This window comes from Sinomicrobium oceani, from assembly GCF_900119185.1.
Taxonomy (GTDB): domain Bacteria; phylum Bacteroidota; class Bacteroidia; order Flavobacteriales; family Flavobacteriaceae; genus Sinomicrobium; species Sinomicrobium oceani.
This window is the reverse complement of the sequence record NZ_FPJE01000035.1, coordinates 21244-42396: the sequence shown is the minus strand read 5'-3', so window position 1 is coordinate 42396 and position 21153 is coordinate 21244. Positions and strand designations below refer to the sequence as shown.

The 21153-nt window shown below is 46.1% G+C and carries 24 protein-coding genes; 10 read left to right on the top strand and 14 right to left on the bottom strand.

Features of this window, described 5'->3' with window-relative positions; genetic code table 11:
• The 3 genes from BT112_RS20095 to BT112_RS20085 form a co-directional block, all read left to right on the top strand.
• Positions 1-275 (top strand): transposase (locus tag BT112_RS20095; RefSeq protein ID WP_139276321.1); only part of this gene is annotated, 275 nt, incomplete at its 5' end.
• Positions 276-1065: 790 nt separating this feature from the next.
• Positions 1066-2349, top strand: coding sequence for an aminotransferase class I/II-fold pyridoxal phosphate-dependent enzyme (locus BT112_RS20090; RefSeq protein ID WP_072319253.1), 1284 nt, complete (start codon positions 1066-1068; stop codon positions 2347-2349).
• 83 nt (positions 2350-2432) lie between these two features.
• Positions 2433-3074 carry a TetR/AcrR family transcriptional regulator gene (locus BT112_RS20085; RefSeq protein ID WP_072319252.1) on the top strand — a complete coding sequence of 214 codons (642 nt, stop codon included), beginning with the start codon at positions 2433-2435 and terminating at the stop codon, positions 3072-3074.
• Positions 3075-3078: 4 nt separating this feature from the next.
• Here BT112_RS20085 and BT112_RS20080 read toward each other — a convergent pair whose 3' ends face one another.
• The 4 genes from BT112_RS20080 to BT112_RS20065 all read right to left on the bottom strand — a co-directional run bounded on the left by BT112_RS20080 (position 3079) and on the right by BT112_RS20065 (position 6777).
• A complete protein-coding gene (locus BT112_RS20080) occupies positions 3079-3789 on the bottom strand; it encodes an anaerobic ribonucleoside-triphosphate reductase activating protein (protein WP_262507639.1) in 711 nt (236 codons plus the stop codon).
• On the bottom strand, positions 3749-3901 hold the full coding sequence (nrdD, locus tag BT112_RS21695) for an anaerobic ribonucleoside-triphosphate reductase (RefSeq protein WP_072319250.1): 153 nt from the start codon (positions 3899-3901) through the stop codon (positions 3749-3751). The genes BT112_RS20080 and nrdD overlap by 41 nt, the downstream gene beginning before the upstream one ends.
• Positions 3902-4025: 124 nt before the next feature.
• Positions 4026-6143: a ribonucleoside triphosphate reductase gene (locus BT112_RS20070; RefSeq protein ID WP_245777080.1), complete on the bottom strand. Its 2118-nt coding sequence runs from the start codon at positions 6141-6143 to the stop codon at positions 4026-4028.
• Between the two features lie 13 nt (positions 6144-6156).
• Complete coding sequence (locus BT112_RS20065; protein ID WP_072319249.1) at positions 6157-6777, bottom strand: thioredoxin family protein; 621 nt, start codon at positions 6775-6777, stop codon at positions 6157-6159.
• 149 nt (positions 6778-6926) lie between these two features.
• Between BT112_RS20065 and nadA the strand changes: the two genes are divergently transcribed.
• From nadA to BT112_RS20045, 4 genes are all read left to right on the top strand, one after another.
• Entirely contained in the window at positions 6927-7865 is a 939-nt protein-coding gene (nadA, locus tag BT112_RS20060) for a quinolinate synthase NadA (protein WP_072319248.1), read from the top strand.
• Positions 7866-7869: 4 nt separating this feature from the next.
• On the top strand, positions 7870-9348 hold the full coding sequence (gene nadB, locus BT112_RS20055; protein WP_072319247.1) for an L-aspartate oxidase: 1479 nt from the start codon (positions 7870-7872) through the stop codon (positions 9346-9348).
• A gap of 71 nt (positions 9349-9419) precedes the next feature.
• Entirely contained in the window at positions 9420-9869 is a 450-nt protein-coding gene (locus BT112_RS20050) for a DUF6146 family protein (RefSeq protein WP_072319246.1), read from the top strand.
• A gap of 50 nt (positions 9870-9919) precedes the next feature.
• A complete protein-coding gene (locus tag BT112_RS20045) occupies positions 9920-10228 on the top strand; it encodes a DUF6787 family protein (protein ID WP_072319245.1) in 309 nt (102 codons plus the stop codon).
• Here BT112_RS20045 and BT112_RS20040 read toward each other — a convergent pair.
• From BT112_RS20040 to BT112_RS20025, 4 genes are read right to left on the bottom strand one after another with little or no spacing between them, the layout of a single operon-like run.
• Complete coding sequence (locus tag BT112_RS20040; protein ID WP_072319244.1) at positions 10225-10647, bottom strand: Fur family transcriptional regulator; 423 nt, start codon at positions 10645-10647, stop codon at positions 10225-10227. The two genes, BT112_RS20045 and BT112_RS20040, sit on opposite strands and share 4 nt — an antisense overlap.
• A gap of 40 nt (positions 10648-10687) precedes the next feature.
• Positions 10688-11128 (bottom strand): hypothetical protein, encoded by a 441-nt coding sequence (locus BT112_RS20035; protein ID WP_139276322.1) that lies wholly within the window; start codon positions 11126-11128, stop codon positions 10688-10690.
• Positions 11121-12371: an ABC transporter permease gene (locus BT112_RS20030; RefSeq protein ID WP_072319243.1), complete on the bottom strand. Its 1251-nt coding sequence runs from the start codon at positions 12369-12371 to the stop codon at positions 11121-11123. The genes BT112_RS20035 and BT112_RS20030 overlap by 8 nt, the downstream gene beginning before the upstream one ends.
• A complete protein-coding gene (locus BT112_RS20025; protein ID WP_072319242.1) occupies positions 12368-12994 on the bottom strand; it encodes an ABC transporter ATP-binding protein in 627 nt (208 codons plus the stop codon). Before BT112_RS20025 ends, BT112_RS20030 begins: the two co-directional genes overlap by 4 nt.
• Positions 12995-13094: 100 nt before the next feature.
• Between BT112_RS20025 and BT112_RS20020 the strand changes: the two genes are divergently transcribed.
• On the top strand, positions 13095-13490 hold the full coding sequence (locus BT112_RS20020; protein ID WP_072319259.1) for a MerC domain-containing protein: 396 nt from the start codon (positions 13095-13097) through the stop codon (positions 13488-13490).
• Between the two features lie 127 nt (positions 13491-13617).
• Here BT112_RS20020 and BT112_RS20015 read toward each other — a convergent pair whose 3' ends face one another.
• The 4 genes from BT112_RS20015 to msrA all read right to left on the bottom strand — a co-directional run bounded on the left by BT112_RS20015 (position 13618) and on the right by msrA (position 15764).
• Positions 13618-13953, bottom strand: coding sequence for a hypothetical protein (locus tag BT112_RS20015; protein ID WP_072319241.1), 336 nt, complete (start codon positions 13951-13953; stop codon positions 13618-13620).
• A 97-nt stretch (positions 13954-14050) separates the two neighbouring features.
• Positions 14051-14647 (bottom strand): GTP cyclohydrolase I FolE, encoded by a 597-nt coding sequence (folE, locus tag BT112_RS20010; protein ID WP_072319240.1) that lies wholly within the window; start codon positions 14645-14647, stop codon positions 14051-14053.
• A 19-nt stretch (positions 14648-14666) separates the two neighbouring features.
• A complete protein-coding gene (locus tag BT112_RS20005; RefSeq protein WP_072319239.1) occupies positions 14667-15218 on the bottom strand; it encodes a DUF4269 domain-containing protein in 552 nt (183 codons plus the stop codon).
• 6 nt (positions 15219-15224) lie between these two features.
• The gene (gene msrA / locus BT112_RS20000; RefSeq protein ID WP_072319238.1) at positions 15225-15764 is read right to left on the bottom strand and encodes a peptide-methionine (S)-S-oxide reductase MsrA; all 540 of its coding nucleotides are present in this window, start codon (positions 15762-15764) and stop codon (positions 15225-15227) included.
• A gap of 143 nt (positions 15765-15907) precedes the next feature.
• Here msrA and BT112_RS19995 point away from each other — a divergent pair, with 143 nt between their 5' ends.
• Complete coding sequence (locus BT112_RS19995; protein ID WP_072319258.1) at positions 15908-16567, top strand: ABC transporter ATP-binding protein; 660 nt, start codon at positions 15908-15910, stop codon at positions 16565-16567.
• Positions 16568-16967: 400 nt separating this feature from the next.
• Complete coding sequence (locus BT112_RS19990; protein WP_072319237.1) at positions 16968-18167, top strand: hypothetical protein; 1200 nt, start codon at positions 16968-16970, stop codon at positions 18165-18167.
• A gap of 50 nt (positions 18168-18217) precedes the next feature.
• Here the strand turns inward: BT112_RS19990 and BT112_RS19985 are convergent, their stop codons facing one another.
• Both BT112_RS19985 and BT112_RS19980 read right to left on the bottom strand, forming a co-directional pair.
• Complete coding sequence (locus BT112_RS19985) at positions 18218-19729, bottom strand: oligosaccharide flippase family protein (protein WP_317039618.1); 1512 nt, start codon at positions 19727-19729, stop codon at positions 18218-18220.
• Positions 19730-19779: 50 nt separating this feature from the next.
• Positions 19780-21153, bottom strand: coding sequence for a glycosyltransferase family 4 protein (locus tag BT112_RS19980; protein ID WP_245777079.1), 1374 nt, complete (start codon positions 21151-21153; stop codon positions 19780-19782).

Sequence of the window (21153 nt, the reverse complement as noted above, 5' to 3'; positions counted from 1 at the left end):
GAAATATATTTAACCAGAATACAGATATAAAAATAGCCTATACCAAATTAGCACATTGGTATAAGCAAGTTGAAGAATCCGGGTTTAAAAGCTTCCAAACCGTAGCCAACAGCATCAGCTTGAATTATCGATCTATCCTAAACTACTTTGTAAACAGAAGTACCAATGCCTCAGCAGAATCCTTTAATGCCAAAATAAAAGCCTTTAGCGCTCAATTTAGAGGGGTGAAGAATACTGAGTTTTTCCTATTTAGATTATCCAGAATTTTTGCGTAGTCCACAACAAATGGGAATGATCCGTGACCATACATATAAGGAAAGTATAGGACATATAACGGGCTACCGCAAACAACTCCTTACACATTCTATTTTTCGGAAGAAGAGAATAGTACATTTTTCGATAGGCGACGAAATAACCAGGGCCCTATCAAGTAAATATTATTGCGTAGTCACAACAAAATAGGAATGATCCAGATTACATTGTGAATAAAAAACTTGTTTACAGTCGTTTATAAAAACACACGAGGCTGTTATATGAAATAACAGCCCCAATGTAACCATAACAAATTAAAGTGTTAAGAAATAAATCGTTCTTTCTCTCTTAAAAACAGAGATGAAAAGATTATATTCTTTTGATATCCTGCATGAATCTGCAGCATATATAATGATGCTGCAATGATCCCCAAATAATACCATTTACCCCCATAATATTATTCTTCACATCGCCGTGTACGCTGTACTCCTCCGTTGTCTGTGTCAAACCTCCAAAACTACTCTCAGTTAAATCAACACATCCGAAATAAAAAACGATGCATCCAGGACCTCCATCCTTTCGGCGAGCATTGCAGCGCATTATGCTATACTAAAAACCTAAATAACAACACATTAAGTCTAAACCAACCTTAATAATGGTCCAAAATTACAAATTTTCCCGTTATCGGGAAAATTTACGGGAGCTTTTTTACATTAAAAAAATAGTACGCTACAGAAAACTTTCCCGCTATTGGGAATTTTATATTATATCTTTGAGTAAACCACAATAACAACTTAGTAATACTATTGCATTATGTCTGACAAACACAATATTACCTTCAGCAAGGCAAGCTTCAAGGACTTCGAGTCTATTCCGGATCTTGACGTTTTTCAAAGAGCCGGCATTTTCAAAGATTTTACGGATTTTATGCATACCGACGGGCAGATGAACTTTCGTTTTGTCACCAACGGTTGCGGTCCCAGCATAGAAGTGCGTTCTCCGTATCATGACGCCCCGAAAGAATGTGTGAGCCTGGTATCTAATGATTACCTCAATTTTACACAGCATCCGGAGGTAAAAGCTGCCGCCATTAAGGGGATAGCGGATTACGGAACCGGAGCTGGGGCTTCTCCCCTGATCGGCGGCTACCACACCTACCATCTGGAACTTGAGAATAAGATATCTGCCTTTTTCGGCCGCCCGAAGGAGTCCAGTATTGTCTATACTACAGGGTATACGGCCAACAGTGCAACATTACTTGCACTATTGGGGGAAAAAGATTGTGCTATCGTAGATATGGCCGTACACGCCAGCATATACGAAGGACTCTTACACACCAATATCAAGCGGTTCCCTCATAATCATACAGACCGCCTGGAACGTGCGCTCAAAGAATCACAATCCCGGTATCTCACCCGGTTAGTCATTATAGACGGGGTCTACTCCCAGGATGGGGATTTTGCCAGAATGGACGAAATATATGCATTGACCAAACAGTACGGGGCCTATCTGATGGTCGATGATGCACATGGCATAGGGGTTATCGGAAAAAACGGCAGGGGATGTATCGAACATTTCGGACTCCTGGACAAGGTAGATATTATTTCCGGGACACTCAGTAAAGCTTTTGGCCATATCGGTGGTTTTATAGTGAGCCGTCCCGAGATAGCCAATTATCTCAAATTTCAATCACGACAGCAGGTTTTTTCCTCTACCGCAACCCCAGCTTCCGCGGGCTTGCTGAAAGCCATGGACCTGATAGATGAAGAACCACACTGGAGATATGCCCTCGCGAAAAATGCGGACTATTTTAAAAAAGGGCTGCTCGACCTGAAACTCGATATAGGCAGCACGGAATCTCCTATAATCCCCGTTAAAATCGGAGATGCCCATAAAACTGCCATGGCGGCAAGATTGTTGTTTGATGCCGGGGTTTACGCCAACTGTATCGTTTACCCGGGGGTCTCCCGTAAAGATGCCAGGATCCGTACCAGCCTCATGGCTACACACACCCGGGAACATCTGGACAAAGCCCTTAACGCCTTCGAATATGTGAATCAAAAACTCAAAATATCTAAGTACGAAAGACATACATAAAATTTTTTATGACTATTCCTTACATATAAGTATGAAAAATCATTGTTAATAATTAACTTTGAGCATTACAAATATGTTCTCTGATGGTACGAAAAAAGTATAAGGGGGTATCTAACGATAAGGAAAGGTCCAAAGCCAAGTTAATTCAGGCTGTCGGAAAAGTTATCAAGACCAAAGGATATACCGGTTTGACAGCTACCAACATAGCCAAAACTGCCGGCCTTAGCCGCCGTCTTATCTCATTGTATTTCGGATCTGTCGACAATCTCATCAGAATATATATTACCGGACAGGATTATTGGGTTGCGGCAGCCGAAAATGCGGAAAAAAAATTAAGCGAAAAGAAACCGAAATCCACAAAGTCAATTCTGGAAGCGCTGCTAACAAGCCTTTTTGAATATTTATCGAATAACGACGAAATGCAGAAAGTAGTACTCTGGCAAGTCAGCGAGAGTAATGAGATCATGAACAAAATATGCACGGAGCGTGAGAAACTCAGTAATTCCTTCTTCCACCTCGCTGATGAGGAACTCGAGGAAAGCGGAAAACCGGATACCGACCTCCGTGCTGTAGCTTCCCTGCTTTTGGGAGGCATCTATTTTACCGTACTTCATGCCAAAGCAGATAACAGCACTTTCTGCGAAATGAACTTCAATAGAACAGAAGACCAGGAAAGGATAAAAAAAGCGATCAGCAACATACTGGACTGGACTTATGAAAATTAAAAACTCAATTCCTGAGTTTGGTAGTTAACGGAAACCGCGAAAGACACGCTTCGGAAATCGTATTTCCATCCGGAGGAAGCGATCCGAGCGTATCTACTCCACTCATAAATCGTTGCAGGTAATATGTGCCCCGGTACCCGCTATGCCACAGAAAAGCCCCCATTTTCAACAGGTCATTCTCCGACAACAGGGAGCTGTGTATGGTAGTGCGTACCTCAAAGTCTGTTGCCGCAGACACCAGTAATTCCAGAGACCGGCAAAAATGACTGAAAAAAGACTTTCCCGTAACTGCTGTTTCCCGCTCCGGCAATGCCTTAAAATCGAGAGAGACGCCATCGAGTAAGGAGCAGTCCAATAATTTTTTTAGCATTTCAGGGCAACTACCATTGGTATCGGCCTTGACCAGAAATCCCATTTTTTTGGCGCGGGAAGCAACTTCAAAGGCTGCCGGGTGCAGTAAGCACTCCCCTCCACTGAGCACAACCCCCTGTAACAACCCTTGTCTTTTTTCCAGAAACGTAAGTACTTCCGAGACCGAGAGCCTTCCTTTACGCTTCACAATATCCGGATTGTAGCAGTACGGACAACGCATGTTACATCCCGAAAACCAAACAATACAGGCTGTGTGTCCCGGGTAGTCCATTAATGTAAAAGGGGTTACATCATAAATAGGCTTATGCCTTTTCGCTGAAATATGTACGTTGCCGATGCTCACCTTTTTTCCCGGTATTAAAGCTTTCTACAGGTCTGTGATATCCCATGACCCTGGTGTAAACCAGGCAACGGGTTCTTTCTTCGTCTCCGGCACTGAGTTTAGTTGTATTCATAGTTCTATGTATTCATTCATTGTTTTCAGTGGTCAGCGCATGAGTTAAGGGAAGCTTCCGGCTCCCGACCATTTTGTCATTTGCAGATTAACGATAGCTTATAATATTTACACCCCTGCTTCTGTTATTTTTTGACAGCATATTCTCTTTTTTCACGTGCTGCCTCCAACTCCTCATCACATATCGGACAAAACTCGTATGCTCCGTCCAGGTAACCGTGTACCGGACAGATACTGAATACCGGGGTCACCGTTATATAGGGGAGCCTGAAATTGGTAAGTACCGTCTTTACAAACTGCCGGCACGCTTCGGGAGAACTTATTTTTTCTTTCATATACAGGTGCAATACGGTGCCCCCGGTATATTTGCATTGCAACCCGTCCTGCATCAATAATGCTTCGAAAGGATCATCGGTAAAATCTACCGGCAATTGCGAGCTGTTGGTGTAATACGGATTTTCCGGGGTCCCCGCCTGTAGAATATCCGGGAAGCGCTTTACGTCTTCCCTGGCAAACCTGTATGTAGTACCTTCCGCAGGAGTTGCTTCCAGATTATAGAGATTGCCGGTAGCTTCCTGGAACTCCTGCAAACGCTTTCGGATATACTCCAGGACTTCGGAGGCCATGGTATGGCCGTAAGTCGTGGTCAGATCGTACTGATCTCCTGTATAATTACGTACCATTTCGTTGATACCGTTCACGCCGATAGTCGAGAAATGATTGCGAAAATGCTGCAAATAACGTCTGGTATACGGGTACAGTCCCCTGTCGTACATCTCCTGTATAAATACCCTTTTTTTCTCCAGTGTGGAACTCGCGATTCTCAGCAGACGATCGAGTGCGCGATAGCATTGCTTTTTTCTTCCGGGATACAGGTATCCCAGCCTGGCCATATTTATGGTCACCACTCCGATACTACCTGTCATTTCCGCACTCCCGAACAAGCCATTTCCCCTTTTCAGCAATTCACGGAGATCGAGTTGCAAACGGCAACACATACTCCTTACTGCATTGGGCTGATACGCTTCGGGGTTGCGCACCTTGTTTCCATTCTGGTCGGTAAGGTACTGGCTTCCTATGAAGTTCTGAAAATAAGAGGTTCCCATTCTGGCGGTATTTTCAAAAAGCAGATCCGTATTTTCTCCGTACCAGTCAAAATCTTCGGTGATATTCACCATAGGAATGGGAAAGGTAAAAGGTTGTCCTCCGGCATCTCCTTCGGTCATCACCTGGTAATATGCCTTATTGATCATTTGCATCTCTTCGAGGAAATGCCTGTATTGCAAATCGGTCGGCCTTTCGGCTCCCCGTGCTTTGGCCCTGATCCGTAACGCTTCATGTTCATCACCTTCGAAGAGATGACGATCTCCCCGCATCGGGGTCTGCATGCTCAGATCTTCGGGGACCACCCAGTCGAGTGTGATATTGGTAAAAGGAGATTGTCCCCAGCGGGCCGGAACATTCAGGTTATATACAAAACTCCGGATGGCTTTGCGTACACTTTCATAATCAAGCCTATCTTTAAAAACATAGGGGGCAAGATAGGTATCAAAAGAGCTGAACGCTTGTGCACCTGCCCATTCGCTTTGTAATATTCCGAGAAAATTAGCCATCTGTCCCAGGGCTTCCCTGAAATGATGGGGCGGCCTGCTCTCTACCCTGCCACGAACCCCGTTAAAACCTTCGTTGAGCAGGACTCGTAAACTCCAGCCCGCACAATACCCCGTGAGACAATCCAGATCGTGAATATGGAGATCGCCGTTACGATGAGACTGCCCTTCTTCTTCGGAATATACTTCATCCAGCCAGTAATTGGCGATTAATTTTCCAGCCACGTTGTTTACAAGGCCTGCATTGGAATATGAAGTATTGGCATTGGCCTGTATGCGCCAGTCGGTTTCTTCGATATACTCGGCAATAGTCTGCGAACTATCGACATAGGTGGTGTATTCCCGTAGTCCACAGGTGTGTTCCCGCTGCATTTTACGGGTATGTCTGTAGCGCATAAAAGAACGCATCACCTCAAAATGTCCTGCCGTATACAACGCCTTTTCAATCCTGTCCTGTATATCCTCGACGACCATAATATCGGTCGTTTCGAGCTGCTTCAGCAGCCCTTCTATAACTTCCGTATCAGGGCTTCTGCTTACACTCGCATAAGCTTTTTCTATAGCCGTACGGACCTTATGTGCTTCGAACTTCACATACGCACCGTTTCTCTTTATGACCAGACGTTTCATCATGCTGTAGTTCTCATCATTTACTTTCGGTACAAGGTATGCAGAGCAACTGCACCAGGTCTTCTATTATGGCCTGCCCCATATCCCGGTTGTACCATATTTGCAGAGACTCTTTCAGGGCTGCATCTATTTTGCCGTGCTCTTTCCTGTAAGTCTCCACGATAGTAGTCGCTTTTACCGAACGTGGCCCCCAGGTATGCAATACCCGGAAATCGCGGTTGAGTATAATAAGTTTCGGAATAGACCGGGCCCCACCGGTGAGGAAAAGATCGGTCAGCCCGGGATTTTCATCTCGCATAACCATCTGAAGTCTGACATCCGGCACCGCTTCCGTTACACGGTGCAATACGGGAATGGTTTGTGCAGCATCTCCGCACCAGCTTTCGGTAATAACAAGCCACAACTGGGGTTCACGGATACAAGTCCGCAAGGTACGAATAGCTTCAGACGGCACAACGACCTTCTTATCCAGCCGGCGCATTCTGCTGGCATTAAGTTTGGTAAACCCCACCAGTTCGGGGCTTTGGTCGGGTCCTGTCGTCTTGCCTGTGTCGGAGAGCTCTTTTAACAACAGACCATAAGCCTCGTAAGAAATACCTTTTTCCGCACTGTCCCGGATAATATGCGCTTTTGTCATTTTATATATAGTTTATACCGTATCGGATATCTTTTTCTTCAGACAAATATAAAAACACCCTGTAAAGCAAAACATGACACATGTCATAATCTGCACATCATACAGCGGTTACTTTTGTCTGTCTGTAATACTGCAAAAAACACCAATTTATGCAAAACCAGGACTTTTACCGTGCCCGGATCAGAAAACTACTCGATGAGAAAAATGCCATACTCCTCGCCCATTGTTACCAGGAGAAAGCCATACAGGATATTGCGGATTTCGTAGGAGACAGTCTGGAACTGGCCAGGGTTGCCTCAAAGACTACAGCCGGCACCATCGTTTTTGCAGGCGTCCGTTTTATGGCGGAAACCGCAAAAATCCTGAATCCCGACAAACGTGTACTTCTCCCCGACCCCGAAGCCGGATGTTCTCTCGCCGATCATTGCAAACCCGAAGATTTTGCCAGCTTCAAAGCGCTTTTCCCGGATCACATGGTAGTGAGCTACATCAATACGGGAGCAGCGATCAAGGCTATGAGCGACTATGTATGTACCTCTTCAAATGCCGAAAACATCATCCGTGCCATCCCCGAAGATCAACCTATTATTTTTGTACCGGATAAGAACCTCGGAGCCTATCTGTGCAAGGTTACGGGACGCGACATGGTTTTATGGGACGGTTCGTGTATGGTACACGAGGCCTTTTCCCTGGAAAAACTAATACAGCTTCACCGAAAATATCCGCAGGCCAAAGTCGTTGCGCATCCCGAATCGGAAGCTGCCATCCTCCGCATCGCACATTTTATAGGTTCGACTGCGCAAATACGGGAATACGTCAGGACCCAAGAAGCCGAAACCTTTATTATCGGAACAGAAGCCGGAATTATCCATCAACTGGAAAACGACGCTCCGCATAAGCAGTTTATCCCCTTACCTCCTGAAGAAAATAACAGTTGTGCCTGTAGTGAATGTGCTTACATGAAACTGAACACCCTCGAAAAGCTTTACCGCTGCCTGGCAGACGAATCACCCGAAGTCCAGCTCGAAGAAACACTCCTGAAAAATGCACTGCGGCCTATAGAAAAAATATTTAAAATTTCACCATAACACTATGAGATCGTGCGACGTATTCATACTGGGGTCCGGTATTGCCGGGTTAACTTTTGCTCTTGAACTCGCAGAGCTCCGCCCCGATATTTCCATATACATCTGTACCAAGGGAGAAATAAAAGAAACCAATACCCGGTATGCCCAGGGAGGTATAGCGTCGGTAACAGACCTCATTGGGGATTCTTTCGAAAATCATATCAGGGATACCCTTCGCGCGGGTCGGGGTCTTTGTAATGAGCAGGTGGTCCGCACTATTATCGGCTCGGCACCCGAACAGATTGCACGACTTTCCCGGTGGGGCGTCTCTTTTGACCGCGACAGCAAAGGAAACCTGGAACTGGGGCGGGAAGGCGGTCATTGCAGGCACCGTATCCTGCATTGCAGGGATCAGACCGGGCTAAGTATCCTGGAGGCCTTGTTACGGAAAGCGGGAGAATTTAAAAACATCGTTTTTCACTCCCGGGTATTCGTTAAAGATCTTATCGTAAAAGACAACCGCTGTCTGGGTATCCGTTATCTCCAATCCGGAAGTGAGGACACCGGATATTGTTATGCCCGGCTTACCTTTTTGGCTACAGGCGGCAGCGGGCAGGTATTCGGTACTACGACAAACCCTTTGATCGCTACCGGTGACGGTGTAGCCATGGCCATGAGAGCCGGGGCCAGGATACACGATATGTCTTTCTACCAGTTTCACCCCACAACCTTACATGAAGGAACACAAAACCCGGTTTTCCTGGTTTCGGAAGCGGTAAGAGGATTCGGTGCCCATATTATCGACACACAGGGAAAACGGTTTCTGTTTACCTATCATCCCGACGGAGAGCTGGCCACCCGCGATGTGGTCAGCGCGGCAATACTCACGGAATTCAGGCGGGGAAACCGTGTATTTCTCGATTGCCGTCATCTGGACACGGATATGTTCCGGATCTCGTTCCCACATATCGCAGCGCATTGCAGGAAAGCAGGCTACAACCTTTCGGAAAGCCCTGTACCGATACGGCCGGCAGCTCATTACCAATGTGGTGGTATCCTCATCGATACGGAAGGCAAAACTTCGGTAGACCACCTGTATGCCAATGGCGAGTGTGCCTGCAGCGGTCTTCACGGAGCCAACCGGCTGGCATCCAACTCGCTGCTTGAAGCTGTGGTTATAGGAAGCAGGGCAGCCGCGAACGCAGCAGACCGCCTTGATCATATCACCCTGCCCCCCATCTCTTATTCCGGTACTGAAAAACCACGCCGCATCACCCGGATCAAAGAATTGCATCTGTTAACGGAAAAACTACGCGCCGAATTACAGGAGCTGATGTACAGCCACTACATCACAAAAGCCACTCAGGGGCAAACCGATGGGACTACCTGCCAAAAACTCAACAAAATTGCCCGTAAGACACACCTTCTGATCCGTAAAGGCCACTCCTCTGTCTCCCTTTACGAATTGAGAAACCTCGTTGCGGTAGCAGGAACTATGTTGTAATACGATCTGCCTGCAAAAGAAACCGGATCAGAAGATGAACGGATGTTTATATTTTTCCTATCTTTAATAGAATGAAGAAAATTTATATGTACAGCGGACTCGCCATCCTTGTTTTGAGCTTTATCATGGCCTGTCAGTCCGGAAAGGTCGCTTATACCTCCGGAGAATCGGACATTTTCAACAGTAAGGGCAATGATACGGTAGCTATTGCCAACGACAGCCTGGAATACGAAATTATTATCATCGAGCCCGGATTCGACGCATGGCTGCACAGTGTAGCCCGCCCGGAAGGGTATTATTCACAACAGTTTCTCGAAAACCGCAATCAGATATACGTCATCAGCTGGAACCAGCGTGTGACACAACCTTTTCGCTATGATCCGGATCTGTACACGCTTCAGATCGATTACGACCCCCAAACCGATTACGGGTATGAAGTCAATTATAAACTCTACAATTATTTTATCTATTTCCAACGGAAATACAACCAGCGGCTGGCCGGTTTTATTCCGAGAATCTGATCTTAAGATCGTTTTTGTTGCTTATCTTTGCAACGTCTAAATAACAGGACATGGAGAAATTAAAAAAGCGGTGGGGAGTGGAGTCGAACTTCCAGCTTTTCATCATATTTGTGGTCTTCGCGCTTACCGGTTCGTCTTCTGCGAAGCTTGCAGGACCTCTCCTTACATTTTTTGAAATGCATGAAGGAAATATGCATGCGGCGTTGTACTGGACCCTGCGTATTGTTCTTATTTTCCCTGTTTACCAGGTACTTCTCGTGATTTTCGGATGGCTTTTCGGCCAGTTTCGTTTTTTCTGGGATTTCGAAAAAAAGATGCTCCGCAGAATGGGACTGGGGTTTATACTTCCGAAGTCTTAAGAACAGTATTTGCAGGTACCGTTTATCAGCAATGAAGAGTTTTTTATAACAAACCCGCGGGGTGCCTTGACATTCGGAATTTTAGTATCCGGAAGACAATAGGTCTGCGAACAGTTGTCGCATTTGAAATGCACATGTGCTTCCCGGCCTTCTTCGCGGGTTACAGCATATTTTATACCTCCCGTACCATCGTTCACAGCATGGATAATCCCTTTTTCCTCAAAACTGTTCAGTGTTCTGTAGACCGTCGATTTATCAAAATTATCTCCCAGTGCATCACTGATATCATTATAGGATATGGTGTGACTGCTCCCGAGCAATAGTGATAATATTTCCATACGCGCAGAAGTCCGTTTCAAACGATGTGACCTCAGCAGGTTTTCTATGTCTTTGTTCACCGGTGTCATAGCTGCACTCATAATTTCATTTTTTTATTGATATAACTTCGGGATGATCGGTCTACAAAGCAAAACCGCTTGCGCCGGTAACGATATAATTGCAATGATTGACATCGTCCGCATTCAGTTTCAGCTTTCCGGTTACCGTAACCACTTCATCGGTCTTAAAAGCGGGTGTATTGGTAAACTTTACTTCCATTACCGATTCCGGTCCGCCGCCACCACAGAAAAAACAGGAAGCCATAGGGTTCTGGGAAAGCATATAAATCCCATCCTCGGGGGAAAGGCTTAAAAAATAACCGGTAATGGATATTTCTTTACCTTCGAGTTCTTTCACACTTTTCCCGAAATCGGGTACCAGAAAATATTCATCTGTAGCATCGAAATACTTGGACGTAAAATTTACATCGGCCAGATCTTTCCATGTTACTTTTTCCTGTGCCGCTACCGAAAAAAGTAGGCACAGACCAAATACAACAGTCAAAAACGCATTCCTAATCATCACCTGCCAAAATTTTAGATACATTGAGATAGAAGACGGGCACAGCCGCCAATATCGTAGCAAATATCGTCAATAATATGGTAAAAATAAACAAAAAGACCTCCTCTTTCATAATTCCGGCATCTCCCAGGGTGTATTTATAACTGTCTTCTATAAAACCGCCAAGCACGTATATTCCTAATCTGCTCAACAATATCCCTGCTATAAAACCGGTGATTCCTATCAGCAAACCTTCTACCATTACAGAGCGCAGTAATTGTATACGCGAGGCCCCATAGGTCCGGAGCAATGCCATTTCGTATTTACGCTCACGGACCGCCTTGTACAGGTTGACGAATATGCTGATACCGGACACCAGCATAATCACCACAGCAATGAGTGTGATGGCCTTGCTCCCCGCACTGAGCAGGTTGGACAGCCGCTCTATTTCGTAATTGGGTAATGCGGCCTGCATATTGGTATTTTCATTGATCGTCCGGGGCAGCGTTACCATAGCCATGGGATTTCGGAACTGTACCAGCAACGCGGTAATCTCCCGTTCGTCATGGGCGTCATGGACTTCATGATGGTGCTCTTCTTCCCCGTGATGCTCATGATCCTCCTCCGCCGCTTCGGCTTCATGACCATGATCGTGAACCATCCAAACGCTTTCGAGATTACAGATGATGAGCTGATCCGTTACGGAATTGGAAGGCTTCAGGATTCCTACAACCATAAAAGGATGATGATCGTGGGCTTCGGCACTATTCTCCATTAATCCGTGCGACCCGGAAAACGTACTGCCCACGGAAAGCTGTAATTTGTCGGCCACAGTAGCACCCAGTACCACTTCAAAGGGTTTTTCCCATACGCTCCCTACAGCCAGTTCTGTTTTGTACAACCGCAGGAAATCTTTGTCGGTACCCAGTATTCGGTATCCTTTGTAGTTATCTCCGTAAGAAACCGGTATAGCCTTTTTCACCAAACGGTTGCGCGACAGGCGCTCTGCCTCTTTCAACCGGATATTTCCCGTAGGAACGTCGATATGTAACACGGAAGACAGCACCAGTTGCAGGGGACTCCCCTTGGCACCTACGACCATATCGATACCACGTATGTTCTTTTCGAGTTTATTATCGAGTTGCCTGGTGACCTGAAACATCAGGGAGATCAACCCTATGCTCAACAGCAGCAGCAACACACTCAATACTGTACTCAACGGGTTCGCCAGGGCATTTTTAATACCTAATCTGTATATATTCATAACCGGATGCTATTGGAAAATTGTGATGCTAATCGGTGATCGTGGGTAATAACCACAAGGCTCGCATTGGTCTGTGCCGCCTGTTCTTTGAGTAGCTCGGTTACCACAGCACAGTTTTTATCGTCCAGGCTCGATGTGGGTTCGTCGGTCAGAATCACATCAGGATTATTAACCAGTGCAGCAGCTATGGATACACGCTGTTTCTGTCCCTCGCTGAGATTCGACACTTTTTCTGCAGCCTTATGCCCTATATGGAGCCGCTCCAGGATTTCCCGTACCCGTTTTTTATCCTGCCCGGTACCGGAGAGGTTCTGAATAAGCAACAGGTTTTCCTCCACGGTAAGTGCACGGATAAACTGTGCCTTCTGAAAGACAATCCCGATGTGTCTGCCCCGGAATTTGTCCAGTTTTCGATGGGAAAGGCGCGCAATATCCGTATCCCCTATTTTGATCTCTCCGGCCCCGGGTTTCAGCAAACCTGCGAGAAGGTGTAAAAATGTAGTTTTCCCCACCCCGGAATCGCCCAGAATAAGCAGGTGCCCTTTCTTGGATACGACAATATCGGGGAATGTAAAATAGTGCTCCTCATCATAACTGAAACGGAGATTTTTTGTAGCGATCATTACGGTTTATTTTGGATAACAAAGATAAAAAACACTTTTATTAATGCAATTGTGTAGCATTTATATTTTTTTGCACTACATTTGCAACAAAGTAGCATTTATGAATTTCAACAAGGCAGGTTACCAAAGCTGGTATGATTATCTCGGTTTTTCCGCATCGTTTTTATGCGCCGTTCATTGCGCAGTTGTCCCTTTGCTCCTGGCGTTTTCGACATTGGGGGCGCTTGCTTTCCTCGCCCACCCGCTCATCGAATGGAGTTTTATAGGCATCGGACTTGTACTGGCCTTATTGTCTTTATGGCCTTCTTATACGAAACATCATCACCGGAAAAGACCGCTGCAGCTTGCCGTTTCCGGTTTCCTGCTCATAGTGCTGAGCCGGTTTGAGGTACACTTCCTCTGGGAAGCTATTCTCACTCCCATTGGCGCGCTCTGTATTGCGATCGCCCATTTTTATAACTGGAAATATCTCCGCCATGTAAAACATAAACACTAAGCCCATATTACTTTTCTCATAACTATATAAAAGGGTCCTGCTTCCGTCCAGGAAACCGGAACAGGGCCCGGGCTTAGTTATTTATCTCATCGATAACAATACCTGTTATACGAGCTCCACCTGCCTGTTAATGACGGTCAGGAGAAGTTCCGGGCGTTATTTTCCGATCCTCTTTTGCCCCGGGAAGCGCATCTTTTTTAAAGACATATACATAAAACCATGTCAGGGTAAACGTCGGCACGACGTCCAGTCCCGGCGAAAGCTCTTCGATCAGCGATATAATGGCGGCTATTTTTCCGGTCTGTCCCTTGTACATCCTGGATATCAGCCACGCTGATACCGGGGCCCAGATAACATCGGTAAATTCCCCGAAACCGGGAATCATATACGACAAATATCCCACCGCATCAAAAACGAGCCCCAGGGCCAGTTTTTTATATTTTCCGTCACTCTTATCAATCATATCCGTATCTGTTTTTATTCACACTCCTGGTGCATATACATTTTCTGTTTTCTGCCGTAGGCAAAAGAAGGTATGATGCCGGGCGACTGTCCGGGTATCAGGAGAGGTCGCTCCCTATCAACCTTAAAAACTCCGTTCGTGTCTCTACTTTTTCGAATACGCCCCTGAACCCGGAAGTGGTCGTTACCGAATTCTGTTTCTGAATGCCACGCATCATCATACACATGTGTGCGGCCTCAATAACTACCGCTACCCCCTGGGGTTTCAGCGTATTGTTTATACATTCCAGGATATCATGGGTAAGCCTTTCCTGTACCTGCAAACGCCGTGCAAACACATCGACCACCCTGGGTATCTTACTCAACCCAACGATCTGTCCGTCGGGAATATACGCCACATGAGCCTTTCCGAAAAAGGGCAGCATGTGGTGTTCGCATAACGAATAAAGCTCTATATCCTTCACGACAACCATATCGTTATAACCTTCCTTAAACATAGCACTCTTCAAAATCCGTGCCGCATCCTGATGATAGCCCTGCGTAAGATACTGCATGGCCTTGGCTGCCCTCTCCGGAGTTTTTTGTAGCCCCTCGCGACCGGGGTCTTCTCCCAGCTCGTTCAGGATGGTGTTATAACTTCCCTTAATTTCATCGGTTACTTTCAGATTGTATTCTTCAAACCTCTTATAGCCCATTATTAGCTTCTTTATTAAATTATTTTTCCTGTTCTATGTTCCGTATCTTTTTTCCGTATTCCAACAAAGTATCGTACGGATCGCTTTCCATTTCCAATAAAACCCCGAAAGCCGGTTCGGTTTTCAGACCTTCTTTTTTCAGTTTCAGCACGGCATTACGGAAACCTTCTCCTTTTTCCTTCAGCAAATACTCTTCTGCTATCCTATGGATGTATGCTTCCTGCTCCACCACCGGTATTTGTTGGCCAAAAATTTCCACGGAAACACCATCTACCACAAAATCAGCTATTACCGTCTCTCTGCCTTTCTTGAACACCTGCCGGAGCCGGAACCCGGGGTACGCGCCGAAATATTTTTCCAGGCACTCCGTAAAGTCTTTACTGCTTTTCCAGCAGCAAAGGACATCAAGATCACTATTTTCCAAAGCAACACCAATAGGAATCGTACCGGCCAGTACAGGCGTAAAACCCTCCAGCAGAGATAGTATTTTATGCCGGACAAGTACCCGGTAGGCCCGCTGTTGAAGCGCACTGCCCTCTTTCAGGTATGCTATATCCTCCAACGGTATCATAGCTTCTTAATCCCTGTTCAGTTTGTCGTTGTGCAACTGCTCCATTTTTTTCAATTTGGGGTTGATAACCACCTGGCAATAAGGCTGTGAACTATTGCGGTCATAGTACTCCTGGTGATCTGCTTCTGCCACATAAAAAGGGCCGGCTTCCGTAACTTCAGTGACCACAGCAATACCTTCATGACGAAGCTTCCGGATGTATGAGCGTGCATGTTGCTGCTGCTGTTCATCTTTATAGAAAACCGCAGACCGGTATTGGGTTCCCACATCATTGCCCTGTCTGTTCCGTGTCGTGGGATCGTGCGTAGCAAAAAAAACTTCCAGGAGTTCTTTATACCCTATAACTTCGGGATCATACGAAATCCGTATGCCCTCGGCATGTCCCGTCCGTCCCGTACAGACTTCCCGATAGGCCGGGTTTTTGATGTGCCCGCCCGTATAGCCCGACTCTACGCTTTTTACACCTTTCAATCTTCTGAAGACAGCCTCCGTACACCAAAAACATCCTCCGGCAAATATGGCCTCTGATAATATCTTGTCCTTCATATCCGTTTTTTGCATATTAAAATTAAAGGTAAGAATAAAAATTCATTTGCAAATTTTCCCACAACTCCCATAGAAAAGCTATTTTTGGGCCTTACTGCAACCCGATGTCCGGTGAGGAACATGTGCTACAGAAAAGAATGATTATGATCAAAGCGGAAAACATTTATAAAAGCTTCGGCGACCTCGAAGTACTCAAAGGGGTGGATCTCCATATCGAAAAAGGTGAAGTCGTTTCCATAGTCGGGGCTTCGGGCGCCGGAAAAACAACCTTGCTCCAGATACTTGGTACCCTGGAACGTATGAACAAAAACAGGGAGAGCAGTCTCGTTATCAACGGGGTGAACATCGAACAGCTCAATGCAAAAAAACTGGCTCGTTTCCGCAATACTCATATCGGGTTTATCTTTCAGTTCCACCAGTTGCTTCCCGAATTTACAGCCGTAGAAAATGTTTGCATACCCGCCTATATAGCAGGGAAACCCAAGAAGGAGTCGGAAGAAAGAGCCCGGGAACTCCTGGACTTCCTCCATCTTTCGCATCGTTACGAACACAAGCCAAAGGAGCTCTCCGGAGGAGAACAACAACGTGTAGCCGTAGCCAGAGCGCTGATCAACAACCCGGATATTATATTTGCGGATGAGCCCAGCGGTAACCTCGATTCGGAATCGGCGGAACATCTGCACCGGTTGTTCTTTAAACTACGCGATGAGTTTCAGCAAACCTTTGTCATCGTAACGCACAACGAAGAACTCGCCGATATGGCCGACCGGAAACTGGTGATGGTTGACGGAAACATCCTGTAATTCCACCTTACCACGCTTACACAAGTGTCGTAAAAAATACGTGGGGATTACACAATTTTACACAACGGGCACACCGGCTTTATACACCGTACCTTAAAAATACCCGTATTCGGGGGAAATTATAAAACAGCTTGTACACTCCTGTTCCGGCTACTTAAAAAATACCTGCACATCACATCATCCTAAAAACTGTATGTCTGTATACTACACCTGATTTCTTTTACAATTCGTCTTCCGACCCTGCTATTATCCTTTTTTGGCACGTTCCTTGATACTGTTAGGGTACGGTGAACCGTTGCACCGCTTATTTTGTAGGAGCGCCACGGCAAAACCGGGAAATAGTTCAGCACGGGAACGGGGATTTTAACCGGGAACCGTGCGTAATCTAAAACAGGATATTATGAAAAGGTTTTTGATACTCTTAACAGCAACACTATTCGGTTTTGCTCCTGTAACGGCACTCAAGGCCGATAATGCAGCGGCATCGCGCGATCCCTATAACGATTCTTTTATTTTCGTGGAAGACGGAATTACTTTTTCCGTATTTCCAAACGGAGAATTTGACTTTTATATCAATGACAATCCCCAGGTAAGTGCCAATGTCAACCTCGGCAATGTCAATATCAGTTTTAATTCCGGGTACAATTACGACCCTTACCTGCAATACGACGATTACGGTGCCGTGATCCAGGTACTGAACACTCCCGTATTTTACGATTATTACGGTAGAGTATCCAGGATTGGAGCTGTGCATGTATATTACGACGCCAACCGGGTAGTCCGGGTCGGAGGATTACATGTTTTTTATGATCCTTACGGAAGTTTCAGTCATTTTACAGGATATATCAATGTGTATAACCGCAGTTATGTTTACAGGCCTTACCACCGTTATTTCGCCAGACCTTTACCCAGATACTGTATCGTTTACAACAGGCCGTACAGAAGATATTACAACCCGGTGAGATACAGTTATTACAGGCCGTACAGAAATAACCACCGAAGGGCTTATGCAACCATAGGCAAGACTTACCACTATAAAGAAAACAACAGAAGAAGGTCTGTATACAACAATGACCGAAGGGTAAAACGAAACGATTACAATTCATACCGCAGGCAAATAGCGCAGCGCGATGACAGGAACTCCACCGACAGGAGATCTTATAAACGTAACGATAATGCCGCAAGAGCTTCAATGTCCGGTCGAAATTCCGCCAGGAGTACGGACAGAAGAAATTCGGCTGCAAGGCGTAATGAAAATACAGGACCGCAACATAATGCAAACAGAAACGAAGCGCCTGCAAGAAGGAATTCGTCCGTAAGACAAAACAATTCCCGCAACAGGGAAACCATACAAAACCGTAGCAGAACCCCCAACAGGACAGAGACCCGCAGAAGTGCTCCGCAACGGGCAGATCAAAGTGCCAGAAGCCCGCAGCGCAGGACCGCAGCTCCTCGCAAAGCGCAAACCCGGAATACAGGTACAAGACAAGTACGTAAAGCTGCACCACAACAAAGACAGGTAAGATCGGGAGTCTCAAGACAGGTTCGCAGTCATGGCAACACCCCGCGCAAAGTTTCTTCCGGAAGGGGAAGAGGATAACCTGTGATACCGTTAGTTTTTACATTGAAGTACAGGCCTGCAGGATCAATTTACCTGCGGGCTTTTTTCTTCATTATCTTTCGTATGTTCCCTACAATATCGTCGGACAGCTCCAGTTTGTAGACCAGGAAAAGATAGACTGCCCCTATCAGTACGGATTTCAGTACGATATTGACCAACGGGTAAAACCCAAAATCCCAGAAACCGAATAACAGCAGCATCACGATCAGGACCAGGGTAGTTTTCAGCGTCCCACTTGAAAACGGATGAAGTTTCATCTTGGCATATACAAACCCTATTTTGGTACCGTTATATACCGAAATGGCGATAAGGGTAGCCAATGCCGCTCCGTTAATTCCCCATAAGGGTATAAAAATCATATTGAGAACCACCGTAAGAACTGCCAGAAATACCCCGAAAAGCAGGATAATGCGGTAGTAGTCGGAATTAAACAGGATAGCATTGTTATTCCCCATCAGGTTTTCGGTGAGTTTGGCCACTGCTATAAAAAACACCACAATGATCCCTTCGCTGTAATTTCCGGGGATCACCCGGTACAGCTCACTGATATTCAGGGTTATCCATAAAAACAATAATCCGCCTATAACATACAGGCTCAGGGAACTTCTGCGATACAGATCGCGGAGTTCTTCACGCTTGTGTTCGTTCATCAGTTTTGCCGTTATAGGATATGTGATCTGATGCATGGCCCTTGCCGGTACTACAATGACCATGGCTATAAAAACTGCTACGTTATAAAAAGCCACATTCTCTATGATCTTGTACTGCCCGATCATAAAGGTATCGATATCGAGTAATACCACGGCAATAGAACCTGCCAGGACGATAAGCACGGAATATTTCCAGACGTTTACCGCGTTGGAAGGAAAGGAAAACGTAAAACGCAGCGGATTGAATTTCCAGGTATGCAAGCCCATAAGTACGGTACGCAACAGGTACATCCCCGTTAGCCAGAACACAAATTCTCCTGTCTCAATCCCACCGAAATACACGGCAAAAAGGAGGATCATCACTACAGCCCTCGGAAACACTTCCTTCATAAAATTACCGAAGATCGACTGCATATGTACTTTTCCCCAGGCAAAAAACACCTCGAAATAAGCCATGGCAAATGCCACTCCGTAAATGGCCCAGGTATATTCTTCTACAACCGGATTTTTACGGGCGAGAAAAGCTGCGATATAGTGATAACCGATAACCCCGAGCAGCCCTGCAGGTATAATCACCGACAGCGGAAGCAGAAACATCATAAAAACAAACTTCTGTTGCTCTGTTTTGTCTTTATAGGAAGAAAAAAACTTCACCAGGGTATTATGTACTCCGAATGCAAAAAGAGGCATCAGAATATTGGCCGTAGACAGCAGATACCCTACTACGCCATAGTATGTTTCCGTGAGAAAATTGGTATACAGAAAAAGGGTGTTTATCGCCCCGAGGCCGAAACCCAGGTAGGTACTGACCGTATTTTTTAACGTCTGCCGGAATACTACTCCCATAACTGTTGTCTGTGATACTTTAACGGAATTTCCGGATTCTTTCACGGTATGCACTTTTTCGGAAACCCGGGCAAAGTTCCGTAAAAGTAGCAAAATTACCCGGGTTCATGCCCGTTTTCTTGCCTGTCATCCACATCGTGAAGAAGCGCAGCGAGCTTAGCGGTCAGGTTTTTCCGGCTGTATTTCTGTATTCCCGAAGCCGGGACTGTTGATTTATTCCACAAAAACTTCTCATAGCTTTTAAAGATCCGCGCTTTCACAGCGTCTTTCGCCGTATAGGTCAATGCAATTCCGGCCCCCGTCTCGGCTATGATCTTCGCCACATCCCATCCTTCCGGACCAATGGCCAGTATGGGCCTTCTGGCTACGAGATACTCAAAGAGTTTTCCAGGGATGATCCCCCTGGTCTCTTCGCTGTCGATTTCCAATAGCAGTAATAAACGGGCCGATCGTTGCAGCCGTAACGCCTCCTCGTGCGAAACGTAGCCCGGTAATTCGAGAAAACGATCCAGGCCGTAATTTTTCAGGGTACGGTGTATTTCGGGACTCACCGTACCTGCAAATTTCAGCACGAGATTATCGGCAAAATCCCGGTGTTCCGATACCAGTTCGGCCAGGGATTCCCAAAGGATTACCGGGTTCCTTTCCGTAAGCAGGGACCCGATATGGGCTATGGTAAATGTAGGGTCCGGAGGAATATTTTCGGTAAAGGTCAGGTCATAACCGTTGGTGATAACCGATACGGGTACGGTTGTTTTCTTACGGAATTCTTCGGCGGTCGTAAAACTGGTCACCAGCAAGCGGTCTGCCCCGTTTAATACGTGGTGCTCCAGTTGTTCGTGCTTTTTTCGTGCAAAAGAAGAGAGCTTCAGTTTTTCATGGTAGCTGATACTTGTCCACGGGTCCCTGAAGTCGGCAATCCAGCGGACACCGTTTTTTCTCTTCAGCTTCATCCCGATCAGGTGTACGCTGTGCGGAGGACCGGTGGTAATGATCGTATCTATCCCCTCCTTATTCAGATAGCCTGTCAGATATCGCACGGAAGGTTTTACCCAGAATTTCCGGGCATCGGGAATAAAGAGATTTCCCCGTATCCACAGCAAAATACGTTCTGCCGGCGATTGCTTTTTCACCGTGATCATACCGGAACTTATTTCCCTGGTCTTTTTTCCCGAAAATACCGAAGCCATGGCATAGGGTTCCCATACCGGGCGTTTGATCACGGTAATCCCCGAAGGCACTTCCTTTTCAAAACTCTCATCGGTCACCGGGTAATGCGGGTTTTCCGGGACATAGACCACAGGCTCCACCCCGTAATCGCCCAGGTATTTTACAAACTTGAGCCAGCGTTGTACGCCCGGCCCTCCTGCCGGAGGCCAGTAATATGATATGATAAGTACTCTTTTCTTCAGGGTTTCCGGATTTTTTGGTTTTATATACCGCCCCAGCCCGGCATCAGCAGCTACCAA